This is a genomic window from Nonomuraea glycinis, from assembly GCF_014646515.1.
Classification (GTDB): domain Bacteria; phylum Actinomycetota; class Actinomycetes; order Streptosporangiales; family Streptosporangiaceae; genus Nonomuraea; species Nonomuraea glycinis.
The window spans coordinates 61,777-78,787 of the sequence record NZ_BMNK01000021.1 but is presented as its reverse complement, the minus strand read 5'-3'; the positions used below and the strand labels follow the sequence as shown (position 1 = coordinate 78,787).

The window sequence follows — 17,011 nt, the reverse complement described above, 5'->3', positions numbered from 1 at the left end:
CCTGTGAGCCCATAGCCTGTGGCTATGAGCTCGCTGCCCGATCTGGACTCGCTGAAGCTGCTGGTCGACGTCGGCGAGCTGGGCAGTCTGGGGCGGGCGGCCAAGGTGGCGGGCATCGCCCAGCCGTCGGCGAGCAAGCGCATCGCCCAGCTCGAACGCCGGCTCGGCCTGTCGCTGCTGGAGCGGACGCCCCGCGGCTCCACGCTCACCAACGAGGGCAAGGTGGTGGCCGGCTGGGCGGCGCACGTGGTCGCGGCCGCCCAGGAGCTCATGCGGGCCGCCGAGGCGGTGCGCCACGGCGGCGCCGCCCACCTGCGGGTGGCGGCGAGCATGACGGTGGCCGAGTACCTCGTGCCCCGGTGGCTCGGTGAGTTGCAGAGCCGGGAGCCGGACGTTCAGGTGGGGCTGGACGTGGTGAACTCCGCCGACGTCGCGACCCGGGTGCTGGCCGAGGAGGTGGAGCTGGGGTTCGTGGAGGGTCCGTACGTGCCCGAGGGGTTGGCCAGCCGGGTGGTGGGCACCGACCGGCTGGTGGTCGTGGTGGCGCCCGGACATCCCTGGACGCGCCGCCGTACCGCGCTGAGAGGGGCGGAGCTGGCCGGGACGGCGCTCGTGGTGCGTGAGCCCGGGTCGGGCACCCGGGAGACGCTGGACGTGGCGTTCAGGGACCTGAGGCAGGCCAGCCCGCGCCTGGAGCTGGGCTCCAACTCGGCGGTCAAGGGCGCGGCCCAGGCGGGCGCGGCGCCGGCCGTCATCAGCGGGTACGCGGTCGAGGCGGAGCTGGCCACCGGGCGGCTGGTCGAGGTGCCGCTGGCCGGGCACACGCTGGTCAGGAGCCTGCGTGCCGTCTGGCGTCGCGGCCGCACCCTGACCGGCCCCGCCGCGACCCTCCTGGCCATCGCCAGCCGCCCCTGACGATCTCCGCCATCCGCCGTCCCGGCCGGTGGACGTTCTTCGCCGTCATGACTCTCCGAGGGTTGACCGCTCTTCGCCGCCATCCCTCCCTGACGTGGAACGTTCTTCGCCGCTAAGGTGCATGAATGGGTGCATATGACGTGGTCGTTGCCGGTGGGGGCCACAACGGGCTGGTCGCCGCCGCTTACCTCGCCCGTGCCGGGCGGCGGGTGCTGGTGCTGGAGCGGCAGGACCACACCGGGGGCCTGGCCATCTCCACCCGCGCCTTCCCCGGCGTGGACGTACGGCTGTCGCGCTACTCCTACCTGGTCAGCCTGCTGCCCACGAAGATCGTCAAGGATCTGGGCCTCGGCCTGGAGCTGCGCGGCCGCCGTTACGCCTCGTACACGCCCTGCGGCGACACCGGCCTGCTCGTCGACGGCGAGGACGAGGGGCGGACGGCGGCCTCCTTCCGTACGGTCACCGGCGGCGACGCCGACCACCGGGCCTGGCGGGACTTTTACGCCATGACCGCCCGGATCGCCGAGACGCTGGCCCCCACCCTGCTGGAGCCGCTGCGCCCGGCCAGGGAGGTCGAGCGGCTGGTCGGGCCGCAGGCGTGGCAGGACCTGTTCGCCCGGCCGATCGGGGAGACGGTGGACGAGCGGTTCGCCGACGACACGGTGCGCGGCGTGGTGCTCACCGACGCGCTGATCGGCACGTTCGCCGACCCCGGCACCGACCTGCTGGCCAACCGGTGCTTCCTCTATCACGTCATCGGCGACGGCACGGGCGTGTGGAACGTCCCCGTGGGAGGCATGGGCGCGGTTTCGGGAGCGCTGGAGGCCGCCGCCCGGCAGGCCGGCGCGGAGATCGTGACCGGCGCGGAGGTGATCGGCATCTCGCCGACCGGCGAGGTCACCTTCCGTACGGCGGATGAGGCGGAGCACACGGTGACCGGCGGGCATGTGCTGGCCAACCTGCCGCCGGCGGTGTTCGACCGGGTGCTCGGCAGAGAGCCCAGCGTGCCCGAGGGGGCGCAGCTCAAGGTGAACATGGTGCTGAGCCGGCTGCCCCGGCTCAAGGACACCGGGGTGGATCCGGCGGCGGCGTTCAGCGGGACCTTCCACATCAACGAGACCCGCGACCAGCTCGCCACGGCCTACGCCCAGGCGTCCAGGGGCGAGATCCCGGCTCTGCCCCCGGCCGAGGTCTACTGCCACACCCTGACCGACCCGTCGATCCTCGGGCCGGAGCTACGCGGCAAGGCGGAGACGATGACCCTCTTCGGCCTGCACATGCCCGCCCGCCTTTTCCGGAAAAATCCGGACAAGGCCAGGGAGGAGGCTCTGCGCGCCACCTTCGCGTCCATGAACCAGGTCCTGGCCGAGCCCATCGAGGACTGCCTCCTGCGCGCCCCCGACGGCACCCTCTGCGTCGAGGCCAAGTCCCCGGTGGACCTGGAGAACGAGGCGGGCCTGCCCGGCGGCCACATCTTCCACCGCGACCTGAGCTGGCCGTACGGGGAGGAGGGCGGTTGGGGCGTGGAGACCGAGCACGAGCGGATCCTGCTGTGCGGCGCGGCCGCCCGCAGAGGCGGCGGCGTCAGCGGCATCCCCGGCCACAACGCGGCGATGGCACTGCTGAGCTGAGCCCTTCAGCGGAGGAATCACCCATCGCGTTTCCACGCTGAGCGCTGTTCGGGCTGTCGAGTCGTTCGCCGGGGTGGCCGGTGTTGCCGAGCGGGTGGTCCTTCGGGCCGTGAGCCTTGTCGGCGGCCTGGCCAGGCGGTTGTTTCAGCTGGCCGGGAGGTGTTCTGCGGGCGGCTTGGCCAGGAGGTTCCCGGGTCTGTCCCGGAGGGGTGTGCTTGGAGGTGGTGGCCGGCGGGTCGTCGTCTGTGGGTGTGGCGGGGCTCGTGTGGTGCGGTGTCGCGGCGGGTCTGTCGGCCGGTCGTTGGGTGAGGGCTCTCGTCGTCTGGGTGTGTGCGGGCGGTGGAGTGCGTGTGGGATGCCGGGTCCTGGCGGGGGCGGGTTCGGTGGTCCGTCCGGGCGTGGGTCGGGTGCTCGGGTGCGTGAGGGCGACCGGGGAGATGCGAGCTGTGGGGACGGAGGTGGTGCGGTTCCGGACCAGAGCGGACACGGGCAGGGCAGCGGCAGGTGGGGTGGTGGCGTCGCTATCAGGGGTGCCGAACGGGTCCAAGGTGGGAGTACTGCTGGGAATGCCGAGCAGGATGGCGGCGAGGACCAGGTGCATGAGGCCGGCGAGGACGGTGGCGCAGTTGACGGCTTGGGCGCGGGGGCTGGGACGGTCGTGGAGTGATGGGCCGCGGGTGGTCACGACGGTGGGTGGCGGGTCAGCGCCAAGTGCAGCCTCCGGGATCTTCAGATGAGCCGAATTGATCTAGACATGGGATGTGGCATGTCGTCAAGAGGGCTGATGCGGCTCCGTCGGGAAGGCGGTGTGCGGTCCGTTGAGGTCGATGCAGAGCACTGCCCTGTGGGTCGTCTGATCGCGTGACCCCTGGGGCACACACGGGTGATCGTCGGCTTTATGCAGGTAGAACGGCATTTCGCAGCCGTGTTGGAGCTTGCCGGTTTGCTGTGAGTTAGCTGTGAGTCACAGTCCGGCCTCGATGGTGACCAGTCGATCTCGACCTGCACTGTTTACGGACGGTCACGTTGACGATGGGTCAGGTCGGTCGTGACGGATGGGGTGGATCTTCGCAGCCGAGGGCCGCTGTCCTGAGGTGATCGGTCGAGTGTTCGGATATCACGATCGTCACCTTGGGTGATCATTGACCGATTATGTCGTTGTGTGGCCTGATTCGGGTGTTTTGCTCTGTGGATCTTTTTAGATCCTCTTTATGTACGGTCGCTCGTCGGCCGTGCGGAGTGGAGTGCCCGTCATGGCGCAGTCGCCCCCCGATCAGAGTTCCGAACCCTTATCGCCCCGCCGCCATCGTCACGGACGGTGGCGGCGTTATGTGGCGGCCCTGTCCGCGTTCGTCGTCCTGATCGCGCTCGCTCCGCCGCCTCCGGTCGCGGCCCAGACGATGCTTCCGTCCTCCGCCGAGCCGGGAGTGGTCGGCCGGTTCGCTTCCTGGCTGAACGGCACGGTGGCGGGCTGGTTCGCCGAGCGGCCCAAGGGTGAGATGCGCCCGGCCAAGGGCGAGATCACGCTGCCGGGGCGCAGCTCCGGCGCGACCCCGCCGGAGCGGAAGGCCGCCGCGCCGCCGGGGAAGCGGGTCAAGGAACTGGCCGGTGAACGGTCCCGCTTCAGCACGGTGTACGAGCTCGAGGACGGCAGGTCGCAGGCCGAGGTGTCGTCCCGGCCGGTCAACTACCGCACCGCCAAGGGCGGGTGGGAGCCGGTAGACACCCGGATCGAGGCGAGCTCGCAGGACGGGTTCGTGCACGGCAACGCCAGGACGGGGTTCGATACCCGGTTCGGTGACCGGAGCGACAAGCTGCTGCGGCTCAAGCTGGGGGACCGGCAGGTCACCCTCGGCGCGGCAGGGGAGGCCCGGCAGGTCACGCCGCAGGTGGACGCCTCGACGGTCACTTACACGGAGGTGTGGGACGGCGTCGATGTGGTCTACAAGCTCACCCCGGAGGGGGTGAAGGAGTACCTGGTGCTGACCAAGCCGCCAGCCGCGGGCACCTCCTACGCGTTCACCGTCAAGACCGGCGGCGTCCAGGCCGAGGCGCGGCCGGATGGGTCGATCGCGTTCGTCGGCCAGGACGGCACGGCGGCGTTCACCATTCCCAAACCGTTCATGATCGATGCGGAGAAGGACCCGGCGTCGCCGTACGGGATGCGCCACTCCGAGGCGGTCACCCAGGCGGTGACCCAGCAGGGCGGCGAGGCGACGATCACGCTGACGCCGGACGCGGGCTGGCTGGCGGCGGCCGAGCGCAAGTGGCCGGTGGTGATCGACCCCACCCTCAGCGTCTCGCCGCAGACGCAGGACGCGTACGTGGACTCCGGCAAGAAGACCACCAACTTCGACGCGGCCTGGCAGTTGCCGGTGGGCAAGACGAGCGCGGGGGCGATCAACCGGTCGCTGCTGCACTTCAATCTGCCGATGCCGCTCGGCACCCAGGTCGATGAGGCCCGCCTGGAGACGTACTTCGACCAGGCGCTGGGTGAGGCCGGGCCGGTCACCGTCGAGGCGCGGGAGATCACCGGCGAGTGGGAGTCGTGGACGGCCACCTGGAACAGCCAGCCCGCCGTGGCGGCCACCGCGGCGGCCACGGTGACGCGGCAGCCGGGGGAGTTGTCGCGCTGGCACGCCTTCGACGTCACCGGTGTGGTCAACAAGTGGATGAACACCGACCTGGAGCCGTACGGGTTCATGCTGCGGGCGGCCGACGAAGGGTCGACCGCCAAGGCCGGCGGGCCGGTGTACGAATCCAGCGAGGACGTCTACGGCGGCGACGGCATGTTCGGCGAGACGGTCAACCATCCTCGCCTGGTGGTCACGTACGGCACGCCGAGCGTGACGTTGCAGCCGGTCACCTCCACCACGTCGGTGGGCGCGGCGCTGTCGTGGACGGCTTATGCGGACCCGACCCCGGACGACGCCTCCGACGACCTGGCCGGTTACGAGCTGTACCGGTACTGCCCGTCCGGGTGCCAGCTTGGTGACGGCCACTCCACCAGCTCCGACGCCCTGGTGACCGCGTTGCCGGCGGATGTCACCGAGTATGTGGACACCTCCAGCGGCGGCGCGACCGACGCGGTCGCCGACCCGTCCTACATCCACGAGGCGACCTACTGGGTGGAGGCGGTGCTGAAGAACGGGCAGCGCTCGCCGTCGCAGGAGATGACGGTGGTGCTGCCGCGACCCGGGCAGATCGCCAAGACCCTGTACGGCGGCGCGGACACCACGCTCGCCTCCGGCGAGCCCGCCACCGGCCACGATGAGGTGGCCGGGCAGAAACGGCTGCAGGTGGGCAACACCACCACCGCGCTCGGCAACACCCGCGCCGCGGTGACGTTCGACGACTTCGCCGCGCAGATCCCCGCCGACGCGCAGATCAGCGAGACCACGCTCTCGCTGTGGGCGGCGAACTCCACCGGCACCGGCGCGAGCTTCGACGCCCACCGGCTGACCGGCGGCTTCGACGAGACGGCGACCTGGAACACGCCCTGGACCAGTCCGGGCGGCGACGTCGACGCGGCGGTGCTCGGCAGCGTGTCCGGGGTGAGCGCGGCGCCGGGCTGGCAGCGCTGGACGGTCACCGACGCGGCCCGCGCCTGGGTCGCCGACCCGGCCGCCAACAAGGGCCTGCTGGTCAAGGTCGCCAACGAGGCCGGCGCGGCCAAGCAGGCGGTCTCCTTCCTGTCCGGCGAGAGCGGCGAAGCGGTGTTGCGGCCGCGGCTGCGGGTCGTCTACGCCGAGCAGAACGCGGGTGCTTCGGCCTGGTACGTGCCCGGCACCCCGGAGCGGATGGACTCAGGCGCCGCCCGGGCGATCCCGCTGACCGTCACCAACGCCACCGACGAGGTCTGGCCGGCGGCCTCCACCGTGGTCGGCTACCACTGGAAGCTGCCCGACGGCACCGACATCTCCACCGCCGCCAGCCAGCTCAAGACGCCGCTGCCGTACGACCTGGCGCCGGGCGAGTCGGCCCAGGTGTATGCCGACGTCAAGGCCCCCGACGTCAGCGGCGCCGGCACGAACAAGATCGAGGGCGTCCAGCTGGTGTGGGACGTGCAGGACACGCTCACCAACAACTGGAAGTCGGCCACCCACCACCTGCCGCAACTGCCGCAGCAGATCCGCGTCCACTCGCCCACCTCCGACCTGCTCGGGCTGGAGAAGTTCTACTCCTACACCGGCAAGAACACCGGCGCTGGGACGACCGCGCTGACGAACCTGTACGCCGGCAACGTCGTCTGGGGCTACAACGCCTTCTCCAACCCCTCCCGGGGCGCGCAGACGTTCGCCCGGATGACCTACAACAGCCTCGACACCTCCACCGCCTCACTCGGTTACGGCTGGAGCCTGCAGACCTCCACGCTGGCCAAGCTCGGCTCACAACTGCAGTTCCACCCGCCCGGCCAGGAATGGCCCTCCCAGGTCCGGCTGACCGACGGAGACGGCACCACCCACGTGTGGACCCTGCCCGAGGGTCAGGATCCGCAGACGTGCGACTACGACACCTGCGCGTACACGCATCCACGTGGCGTGCACCTGTACCTGCAGCAGGTCGACCCGTCCTCCTTCCCGCCCGAGCAGCGCGACCTGGCCGAGCAGCGGCGCTGGGTGTTCACCAAGCCGGACCGCACCCAGTTCTTCTTCGACGGCGAGGGCTTCCAGTCGGCGATCGTCGACAAGAACGGCAACACCATGTCGTTCACCTACGAACGCCGCCGCTCGGCCAACAAGCCGACCAAGTTCCTGCAGTACATCACCGACGCCGCCGGCCGTAAGACGCTGACCTTGGACTACTACGCCAAGGGCCAGGACTACACCTCCATCGACGACGAGACCTGGCAGCCGGTCACCGGCACCAAGCTGACCAACCCGCACATCATCGACAACGTCGAGTCGATCACCGACATCGCCGGGCGCACGGTGACCTTCACCTACACCGACAAGGGCCTGATGGCCCGGATGATCGACGGCGAAGGCGACGACGGCGCCAAGACGTTCGGTTTCCGCTACGACGCCACCCAGGGCACCAAGAACGTCAAACTCGTCGCCGTCACCGACCCGCGCGGCAACACCAGCGACCTGACCTACTACGAGGCGCCGGTCGACCCCAAGGACAAGTGGAAGATCGAGACCCTCACCGACCGGCTCGACGGGGTCACCCGCTTCGACTACGTCGACCCGGACGGCCCTACCGGTGGGGTCATCCACGCCACCGTCACCGACCCGCTGACCCACCAGAGCACGTACGTACTGGACGCCTACGGCCGGCCGACCTCCATCACCAACGCCAAGAACGAGACCACCGCGCTGGAGTGGGACCCCGACCACAACGTGGTCAAACTGACCGAGGCCAACGGCGCGTTCGCGACCTGGAGCTACGACCCCAAGACCGGCTATCCGCTGGAGCTGAAGGACGCCGAGGCCAACCACAACGGCACCGCCCCCACCGTGCTGGCCTACCAGAGCTTCCTCAACGGCCACGTCGCCGACCTGGTGGACAAGACCTCACCGGAAGGCCGTAAATGGGCCTTCGGCTACGACGCCAACGGCAACCTCACCACGGTCACCGACCCCCTCGGCGTGCAATCGGCAACCGCAGGCGACTACACCACCTCCTACGCCTACGACCCGCTCGGCCAGCTGACTACGGCCACCGACGCCAACGGCAACCCCACCACGTTCGGCGACTACCACCCCTCCGGCTATCCGGAGACGATCACCGACGCGTACAGCAACGCCACCACCACCGCCTACGACGCGCGCGGCAACGTGCTGTCGGTCACCGACGCCCTCGGCAAGACCACCACCCAGACCTACGACCTGTTCAAACGGCCACTCGAATCGAAGGTCCCCAAGGACCAGGACGCCTCTCCGGCGGTCCACATCGTCACCCCGGCGCCGGTCTACGACCGCAACGACAACATCACCAAGGCGACCGCCCCGAACGGCGCCATCTCCACCGCCGTCTACGACCAGGCCGACCAGTTACTCGAGTCGAACCTGCCCAAGGACAGCGAGAGCGGCGACGCGCGCAAGGCCACCTTCACCTGGGACCTGGCCGGCAACCTCAAGACCCAGACCGAGCCCAAGGGCAACCTGACCGGCGCGGATGCGGCCCAGTTCACCACCACCTACGTCTACGACCAGATCTACCAGCTGACCGACGTCCTCAACGCCGACCAGCACAAGATCACCTACGCGTACGACAACGTCGGCAACACCACCAAGGTCATCGACCCGCGCAAGAACACCACGGCCGAAGACGATCACACGGCGATCTACACCCCCGACCGCAACCACCGGGTCATCAAGGTCACCGACGCGGCCGGCCACGAGACGAGCGTCACCTTCGACCTGGACGGACTGCCCGTCGGCCAGACCGACCAAGAGGGCAACCAGGCGATCACCGTCTACAACCAGCGCGGCGACGTGACCGAGACGCGCGTCCCGCACTCGGAGACCGACGGCGTCATCAAACACATCACCACCCGCTTCGAGTACGACCAGGTCGGCAACCAGACCAAGACCATCACCCCGCGCGGCGTGGAGACCGCCGACGACCCCGCCGACTTCATCAACGAGACCAAGTACGACCAGCTCAACCGGCCCGTCGAGCAGATCTACCCGTTCGACCCGGACGACCCGGTCTACAACACCCCCGACAGCGTTTTCTATGCCTATGACGCGGTGTCGCGGCTGAAGGAGATCTCGCACCCGCCCTCGCACGGCCAGAGCGTGCGCAACGTCTCCACCATGTCCTACTGGGACAACGGCTGGTCCAAGACGACCACCGATGCGTGGGACATCAAGACCACCTACGACTACAACGAGCTCGGCCTGCAGACCAACCGCACCGTCACCTCGGCGGGCGGCTCCTCCCAGCGTGCCCTGGACTGGAGCTACTACCCCGACGGCAAGCTCAAGACCCACTCCGATGACGGCGTCCCGCTCGGCCTCGACGTGGTGATGGGCGACAACTCCGACACCGGCCAGGTCACCGCGGTCGGCTCCTGGACCACCACCTCGGGCGGCACCCCGTCCTCCAACATCGTCGGCCCGCAGGCCACGGTGACCGCCACCGAGGGGTTCGTCGGCTACGACTACGCCACCGCGCCCGCCGGCACCGGCTCATCCACCTTCACCTGGAACCTGACCACCCCGGCCGCGGGCAGCTACACCGTGCACGCGCAGTTCCCGCCCGGCGCCACGGCCACCGACGCCACGTACACGATCAACCATGACGGCGGCACCGCCACCGCCACGATCGACCAGAGCCAGAACGCGGGCGACTGGGTCGAACTCGGCACGTTCGCCTTCACCGCCGGCACCGCCCACTCGGTCACGCTGACCGACGACGCCAACGGCAGCGTCGTGGCCGACGCGGTCAAGCTGGTGCGCGACAACTCCGGTGACACCGACACCGAGGCGAAGGACTTCGCCTACACCTACGACCCCAACGCCAACCTCACCCAGATCACCGACAGCTCACCCACCGCCAAGATCGACCTGTGGGACATCGCCTACACCAACCTCAACCAGATCGACCAGATCCAGGAGAAGCTCAACGGCGCGCTGAAGAACACCACCGGCTACGTCTACAACGAGAACAGCGCCCCCATCCAGCGCACCCACGACAAGACCCTGGCCACCTACCGCTACGACATCCGTGACCTGGTCGACGAGGTCGTCAACAAGAAGAACGCCACCGACACCGCACCGAAGACCACCGGCTACACCTACACCCCCCGCGCCGAACGCCTCACCGAGACCAAGGCCAACGGCAACACCGTCACCTACGACTACTTCCTGTCCGGCGTCCTGCGCCACTCGATCGAGACCAAACCCAACGCCACGGTCGTGGCCGAACACACCCTCGGCTACCAGGGCAACCTGCACCGCAACCGCGACCACGCCAAGATCCAGAACGCCGACAACCCCGGCGCCTACCTCGAACACGTCTACGCCTACACCTACGACCCCCGCGACCGCATCACCACGTCGGTGAAGACCCCGGCCGGCGGCGGCGCAGCGCAGACCGACACCTACTCCCACGACGCCAACAGCAACGTCTGGGAACAAGAAGTCCTCGGCAAGCAGACCACCTTCAGCTACGACCGCAACCGCCTGATGACCTCGGTCACCGCCGGAGCCACCTCCACCTACACCTACGACCCCTACGGGCGCCTCCGAACGATCCAGGGCGGCGGCAAGACCCAGGAGAAGTACACCTACGACGGCTTCGACCACGTCACCCGCCACGAAAAGCTCGGCGCCGACGGCGTCACCGGCACCGTCACCACCTACAGCTACGACCCGCTCGACCGGACGACGTCGAAGACGGAGAAGGAAGGCACCGCCAACGCCAAAACCACCACCTACTCCTACCTCGGCCTGTCCGCCGAAGTCCTGGACGAGGAGGTGGCCGGCCAGCTCACCAAATCCTTCCAATACTCGCCGTGGGGTGAGCGCCTGTCGCAGGTGAAGTTCACCGCCGACAACCGCGAGGAGTCGTCCTACTACGGCTACAACCCGCACACCGACGTCGAGCAGATCACCTCGGAGACCGGTGACACCCGGGCGACCTACGGCTACACCGCCTACGGCAGCAACGACGACAAACTCTTCACCGGCGTCGACAAACCCGACCCCGTCGACCCCACCGCCAAGGAGGAGTACAACCCCTACCGCTTCAACAGCAAGCGCTGGGACAACTCCACCGGCATGTACGACATGGGGTTCCGCGACTACAACCCCGGCCTCAACCGCTTCCTCCTCCGCGACACCTACAACGGCGCCCTCAACGACCTGAGTCTCGGCACCGACCCCTGGACCAGCAACCGCTACGCCTTCACCGGCGGCAACCCCATCACCGGTATCGAACACGACGGTCACGAACCACGCCCCTGGCACGATCCCAAATACGACGGATCGCAATGCCACGACAACGCGAGCGTCGAATGCAATCCAGGCTCCGCCGATGAGAAGATTCCTGCTTCCCTGAGCCATCCGACATACAACTCGTCGATGAAGGACGACGACAGCGATGGCTTCATCGACGCACGGGAGGCTGCTCGCGCCGGAGTATCGCTGGACGGTGGTACGAGGAACGGGCGCCCCATGGGCGAGAAGGAACTGGAGATCATCAGCTTCGTCCCCATCGTCGGCACCCCGGCTGACATCGCCCTCGCCATCAAGCATCTGAACGAGGGGGACACCGAGGGCGCCGTATGGGACCTGGTCGGAATCCTCCCCGTCGGAGACGCAGGAAAATACATCGGGAATGTGGTGCGGCGCTGCCACAGTTTCGTCCCAGGCACCCAAGTCGCCATGGCTGATGGGACGTATAAGCCGATCGAAGAGGTGGTGGTCGGCGACGAGATACTGGCCACCGATCCCGAAACCGGAGAGACCAGGGCCGAGCCCGTCACCGCGCTCATGACGAGCAAGGGCGACAAGCACCTCGTCCAGATCAGCATCGACAACGGCGACGCCGGTAGCACGGTGATCGCCACGGAATACCACCCCTTCTGGATCCCCGAACTGCGGCGATGGCTCCACGCGAGCGACCTCACACCGGGAATGTGGCTCCGCACCTCCGCGGGAACTCACGTCCAGATCAAGGCAATCAAGAAGTGGACCGCCGTCCAGCGAGTCCACAACATGACGGTCGCCGACCTGCACACGTACTATGTACTAGCAGGGACGACACCAGTACTGGTCCACAACTCCAACTGTACGGTTTACCGGACGCAGACCTCCCACCCTGATAGTCAGCGCCTTGGGATCGATGCCTACGGAAACGTCTCGTTGAGTGGAGAAGGGCGCCTGTACTTAAACATGAGTGGCGATGCTTCACATTCACTTCAGTTCCGTGGTGCGGATGGTCAAGTTTTGAGTTTCGACGTGGATGGCTCATTCGTTGACCGCGTACGAGAGTCGGCTCTTCCGCAGCGAAAGCCGCGAGGATTCGCAGGAAGTGCACGTGAGTGGAGTCGACTCCGAAAGACACGCCCGGACATTGCAGATCCTTCGGTTTCACCCGGGCTATATGGAATTCCATCGAATATGTTCGGTGCTCTCATGGGAGCAATCACTCCCGGTTCTGGTCGGGTGATCCGATGAATGCCAGTAAGTTCGTTGGCGAACTGGAGCGAATCGATATTTCGCCAACGAAGAAGACCAAGGGGCCGCCAATCTTCGCTACGTTCCTGGTCACCACTAATGTCGACGCGGTCGACTACGTCACTAGACTCCGGGCAGTATTGTCTGCTGCAATCCGTACGGCGAATCAGGCTGACTTCGATTCGGAAGCCATACCAGAAATCCTGATCCCTGACTGGTTCGCAGAAGTGACTCGCGGCTCCGTGGTGGTTGGTTGTGACCATACGGCGTCCTCGGGAAGCCAACAGTATGTTTCCCGTCATGGCGAAGAGCCGTGGGAACTTCAGGATTGGCTCTTCTGCTTCGATCCACAGCTGAGGGGCTGGGCGTGGTGGGATGTGACCATGCTTTCGAAGAATTCGGTGCTGCTGTGGGTTGACTCGTCTGGCGAGCCAGCCTTTCCGTGCGAGGAACTCCGCTGGCTGGCTTATGCCTGTGGCGCGAAGAAAGTTGAGGGGCCTCTCCTCAGGCGCCTCTGGGAATGGCGGGAATCACACCAGGGTACGGCGACGTAGATAAGTGCTTTATTGGCCCTTCTGTCACGTTCTGCAGAGGGGCCAATACGTACGTAATAGGCGGTGATGGGAAGGGCTGCTGCTTCATCGATGCACAGCGACTGTGAGGGAAGGGTCCAAGGTCTGAAAACCCTGCAGGTGAAGGTGGCCGATAAGGGTGCGAAGAGTCGTCCTACTGCGGCTACAATCCGCACACCGACGTCGAGCAGATCACCAGCGAGACCGGTGACACCTGGGCGATCAACGGCTACACCGCCTACGGCAGTGGGTGGCGATGAGCGCGTGCTTCCAGTCGGCGGTCTTCTCCAGGTTGATCAACCGACGGGCATCGCGGGCCGGAGGGCGGACCCGGCGGACCAGCAACCTGACGGCCCCACAGCGTGGCGCCTTCGTTCAGACCGGTCGGTTCGGCGACATGAGCGTGCTCGTGGATTGCCGCCGTCTTGGCGGACGGTGGCCTGCCAGATGTCTTCGGGGAATTCGGGGATCGCGGTCTCGTCGATCTCGGTGAAGAGGAGACACGGTCTCCCGCTGGACCAGCTTGCTGGGAGCCGCCTCCTGCCGGTTCAGGCCCTGGTTCCTGGACCTGTCGGGGTGAGGCCGCAGGATCGCAGGGTCTCGTCCAGGTGGCGGACGTAGGTGGTGTTCGTCCAGGGCTCCAGTCGGGCTCGTGCCTGGTTGATCTCATCGGTCAGCCGAGCTGAGCTGTGTCGCCTGGTGATGTTGGCCGCCTCGGTCAGCCGGGCCGCAGCCTCGGGGATCTCCTTGGTCATGGCCAGGGCGCCGGCGTACCGGGCGAGCACGAACCCATGCCCCCTCGTGCAGTCGCGTGCCCTCTTGAACTTCGAGTCATGCTCAGCCAGATAGCGCCCGGCCGCCTCTATGACGTCTCTGGGTTGGTTCAGGCGAACCAGCAAGGTGGTCCGCCTGGATTCCATCACCGCTGGCGATACCCAGTACATGTACGCCGGTTCGTCGGCCTTCGGCGCTCCCGCTGACGCGAGCGCACTCTCATGCTCTCGGATACTCGCCGCAGCATCGCCCTCGGCGGCATAGGCGAGCGAGAACAGCGATTGGCACAGCGGGGTCAGCAGTTTGCTCGGAGATCGGGTTGCCCAGCTCTGGATGGCGAAGGCATGGTCGAAGACGGCTGCGGTGCGGTGCTGGTCGGCGGACATCCTGCCCAGCCAGTAATGCGCGTAGGCGATCAGCGTCGGATTTCCGAGGTCGTGTGCTGTTCGCAGACTGTCGAGCAGGGGTTGTTCAGCCGCCGCATACTCACACAAGTCGTAGGAGAGAAAGCCAGTCAACTGTGACAGCTGTGCGTACGTGTCGAGAAGCCGGTCACGCAGGCCCGGTGCCATCGACTCGCGGGTGAGCAGCTTGCCAACTGCTGCCCGCTGTCCGTTGACGACCGGCACCAACGTTGCGGGTCCGGACACGTCGTCGGCCCGCCGCGCCTGCAATGTCAGCTTCTCGAAGGTCCGCACCGTGGCCTCGTCCGTCCGCCAGGTGTTGCGCAGCACTCCGGCCAGACGTTCCTCCTCTTCAGTGGTGAGGATTCGTAGCAGATCGAGTGCGCGGCTTCCGCCGAACACCAGGGCCAGCTCGAAGAGCAGTTCGCGTCGCTTCACGTCGGCCTCCTCAATGTCGATGGCGCGCAGCAACCGCATGCATGACGCCGCGTCCACTGCCGTCCTGCCCGCAGACGTACGGTCTGCATCCGTCTTTGCGGTGACACGACTGTCCCTATTGGGCGGTGTGGGCCGATTGGCGTCCAGATGGCGGAAGTCCGCCTCGTCGAGCAGGACACGATCGGCAGTCTCGTACGAGGCCATGACCGCCTCAGGCAGCAGGCTCCGGGCCGTGGTCTCGTAGATCCTGGCCAGTACGGCCAGCAGCCGGGCGGGCGGTCGGCGGCCCGTCTCCGGCCACCCCTCATAGTCGTACAGCCGCGAATCGCGCAGTGCGGCGGTGCCCGCCGGGTCGGCGTCGTTGACCATGGACACGACGTCGACGGCGGTGCGGCCGTGTGCCAGTCGATGAAGCCGCAACGGGCTCACCTGGTGGGTGAGGGCGAGCACGTCCGCGATCTGATCCCAAGTGAAGCCCTTCCCTCGCAGGCACTGACTCCACGAGCGAGCTTGAAGGAGCACCCGGTAGCCTTCTCCGGACATCTGGACCACCTCCATGTTGATTGCTCACTGTAAAGCAATGGTCACGTTGAGTGCGAGAAGGTGGGTAGTCGATCGGAGCCGTAGCGGGGTGTCGTTCATGGCTGCGGCAGGTGCGGGCAGGTCGGCGCCGACGCCGCCGGGGTGGTGCCGGAGGATGCGGTGGCGGTCCACGCGGCACGTCGGACCGGGCAGCGTAGTGGTACCTGACCGAACCCCTTATGCGTTCCTGGAGAGGTCCCCGTGCCCAACATCACCGAACCTGCGGCCATGCCCGCTCGCCTGCACATCCCCCGGCAACGCGAGCAGGACCCGAGCGCCGACCCGGTTCTCCGCGAGCACATCGACGCGATGATCGACCTGCACCCCGGCGGCCTGACCTGGCGGCGCACCTACCCCGGCGCCCTCGACCAGGTCCCGCACGCCCGCCACTTCACCCGCTACCTGCTGGCCGACTCCGACCACCGGCACGACGCCGAACTGATCGCCGGCGAACTCGCCGCGAACGCCGTCCGGCACACCGCCAGCGGTCGCTCCAAGGGAACCTTCATCGTCGAGCTCACCCGCACGACGGCCACCACCACCATCGCGGTCTACGACTGCGGCTGGGGCGGCATCCCCCGCTTCGGCAGGCTCTTCGGGATCGATGCGGAGCACGGCCGGGGCCTGGCCATCGTCGCCGCGCTCGCCGACCAGTTTGGGTACGACGGCGACGAGGAGGTAGGCCACCGGGTGTGGGCGCGGATGCTCCAGCCCGGCGGCTGATCGGGGGAAGTCTCTCGGCGTCTGTTGAGCTTCGGCGGCCCCGGACGTCGGGAGGATGTCACCGGGTCGGTGCGGAGGCGTTCAGGCGGGCGAGTTGGCGGTCGTGCAGGCGGCTGAACAGCAGGATCGAGGTGATCGCCCCGATGAGCGCGCAGGCCATGTCCCACTGGGTGTCCCATTGGTCCCCCTGGACGGCCAGGAACGCGTCGGCCGCCTCTCCGGCGGCGAGCGCGGCCCACCACTCCAGCATCTCGAAGAAGGCGCTGAAGGCCAGGCAGACGGAGACGGTCAGCGGGGCCAGCCAGGCGCTGCCGCGCAGCGGGGACGTCCGCGTCAGCAGTTCGCGGACCAGGATGGCGGGCACGAAGCCCTGCATCAGATGGCCGATGCGGTCGTAGGGGTTGCGCGACAAGTCCAGTACGTCCTGCAGCCAGTACCCGAACGGGACCCGGGCGTAGGTGTAGGCCCCGCCGACGATCAGGACCAGCGCGTGTACGGCGAGCAGGCAGCACAGCAGTGTGGTGAGCGGGAAACGCCGCCACGTCACCACCAGCAACGGCAGTCCGCCGAGCACCCAGAAGATCTCCAGGAACCAGGTGAACCGGTCGTGGGGCTGGATGCCGGAGATGACCAGGGCGACCAGCACCACCGCGGCCAGCACCAGAGGCAGCCGTCGGACAGGAGCGGACGTGAGGGTCATGGGGCGGCCTCGGGATACTGGGGGACGGGAGGTGCATGCCAGTATGGGGCTTGCCCCGCCGCGCCACGAAAAGGCCGCCAAGCCACGAAAAGATGGGCGCGCCCCCGCACAGCCGCGGCGGCTTCGGCTCAGGACAGCG

General features: G+C 67.6%; 7 protein-coding genes. 5 read left to right on the top strand and 2 right to left on the bottom strand.

Annotation, left to right across the window (positions count from 1 at the left end; genetic code table 11):
- Positions 1-24 precede the first annotated feature (24 nt).
- The 4 genes from IEY87_RS39685 to IEY87_RS39670 all read left to right on the top strand — a co-directional run bounded on the left by IEY87_RS39685 (position 25) and on the right by IEY87_RS39670 (position 13,233).
- A complete protein-coding gene (locus IEY87_RS39685) occupies positions 25-915 on the top strand; it encodes a LysR family transcriptional regulator (protein WP_189144023.1) in 891 nt (296 codons plus the stop codon).
- Positions 916-1,040: 125 nt separating this feature from the next.
- The gene (locus IEY87_RS39680) at positions 1,041-2,546 is read left to right on the top strand and encodes a phytoene desaturase family protein (protein WP_189144022.1); all 1,506 of its coding nucleotides are present in this window, start codon (positions 1,041-1,043) and stop codon (positions 2,544-2,546) included.
- Positions 2,547-3,877: 1,331 nt separating this feature from the next.
- Entirely contained in the window at positions 3,878-12,679 is an 8,802-nt protein-coding gene (locus tag IEY87_RS39675; protein WP_189144021.1) for a DNRLRE domain-containing protein, read from the top strand.
- Positions 12,676-13,233, top strand: coding sequence for a hypothetical protein (locus IEY87_RS39670; RefSeq protein WP_189144020.1), 558 nt, complete (start codon positions 12,676-12,678; stop codon positions 13,231-13,233). The genes IEY87_RS39675 and IEY87_RS39670 overlap by 4 nt, the downstream gene beginning before the upstream one ends.
- 566 nt (positions 13,234-13,799) lie before the next feature.
- On the opposite strand, the gene IEY87_RS39665 is transcribed toward IEY87_RS39670, so the two are convergent.
- Complete coding sequence (locus IEY87_RS39665) at positions 13,800-15,425, bottom strand: NsdA family TPR-like regulatory protein (RefSeq protein ID WP_189144019.1); 1,626 nt, start codon at positions 15,423-15,425, stop codon at positions 13,800-13,802.
- Between the two features lie 225 nt (positions 15,426-15,650).
- Between IEY87_RS39665 and IEY87_RS39660 the strand changes: the two genes are divergently transcribed.
- Entirely contained in the window at positions 15,651-16,172 is a 522-nt protein-coding gene (locus IEY87_RS39660) for an ATP-binding protein (RefSeq protein WP_189144018.1), read from the top strand.
- Positions 16,173-16,230: 58 nt separating this feature from the next.
- Here the strand turns inward: IEY87_RS39660 and IEY87_RS39655 are convergent, their stop codons facing one another.
- Positions 16,231-16,872 carry a DUF2238 domain-containing protein gene (locus IEY87_RS39655; RefSeq protein WP_189144017.1) on the bottom strand — a complete coding sequence of 214 codons (642 nt, stop codon included), beginning with the start codon at positions 16,870-16,872 and terminating at the stop codon, positions 16,231-16,233.
- Positions 16,873-17,011: the final 139 nt, after the last annotated feature.

Coding starts and splice junctions, on each gene's coding strand:
- IEY87_RS39680 (WP_189144022.1), top strand. CDS start 1,041: ATGGGTGCATATGACGTGGTCGTTGCCGGTGGGGGCCACAACGGGCTG.
- IEY87_RS39670 (WP_189144020.1), top strand. CDS start 12,676: ATGAATGCCAGTAAGTTCGTTGGCGAACTGGAGCGAATCGATATTTCG.
- IEY87_RS39655 (WP_189144017.1), bottom strand. CDS start 16,872: ATGACCCTCACGTCCGCTCCTGTCCGACGGCTGCCTCTGGTGCTGGCC.
- IEY87_RS39665 (WP_189144019.1), bottom strand. CDS start 15,425: ATGGAGGTGGTCCAGATGTCCGGAGAAGGCTACCGGGTGCTCCTTCAA.
- IEY87_RS39685 (WP_189144023.1), top strand. CDS start 25: ATGAGCTCGCTGCCCGATCTGGACTCGCTGAAGCTGCTGGTCGACGTC.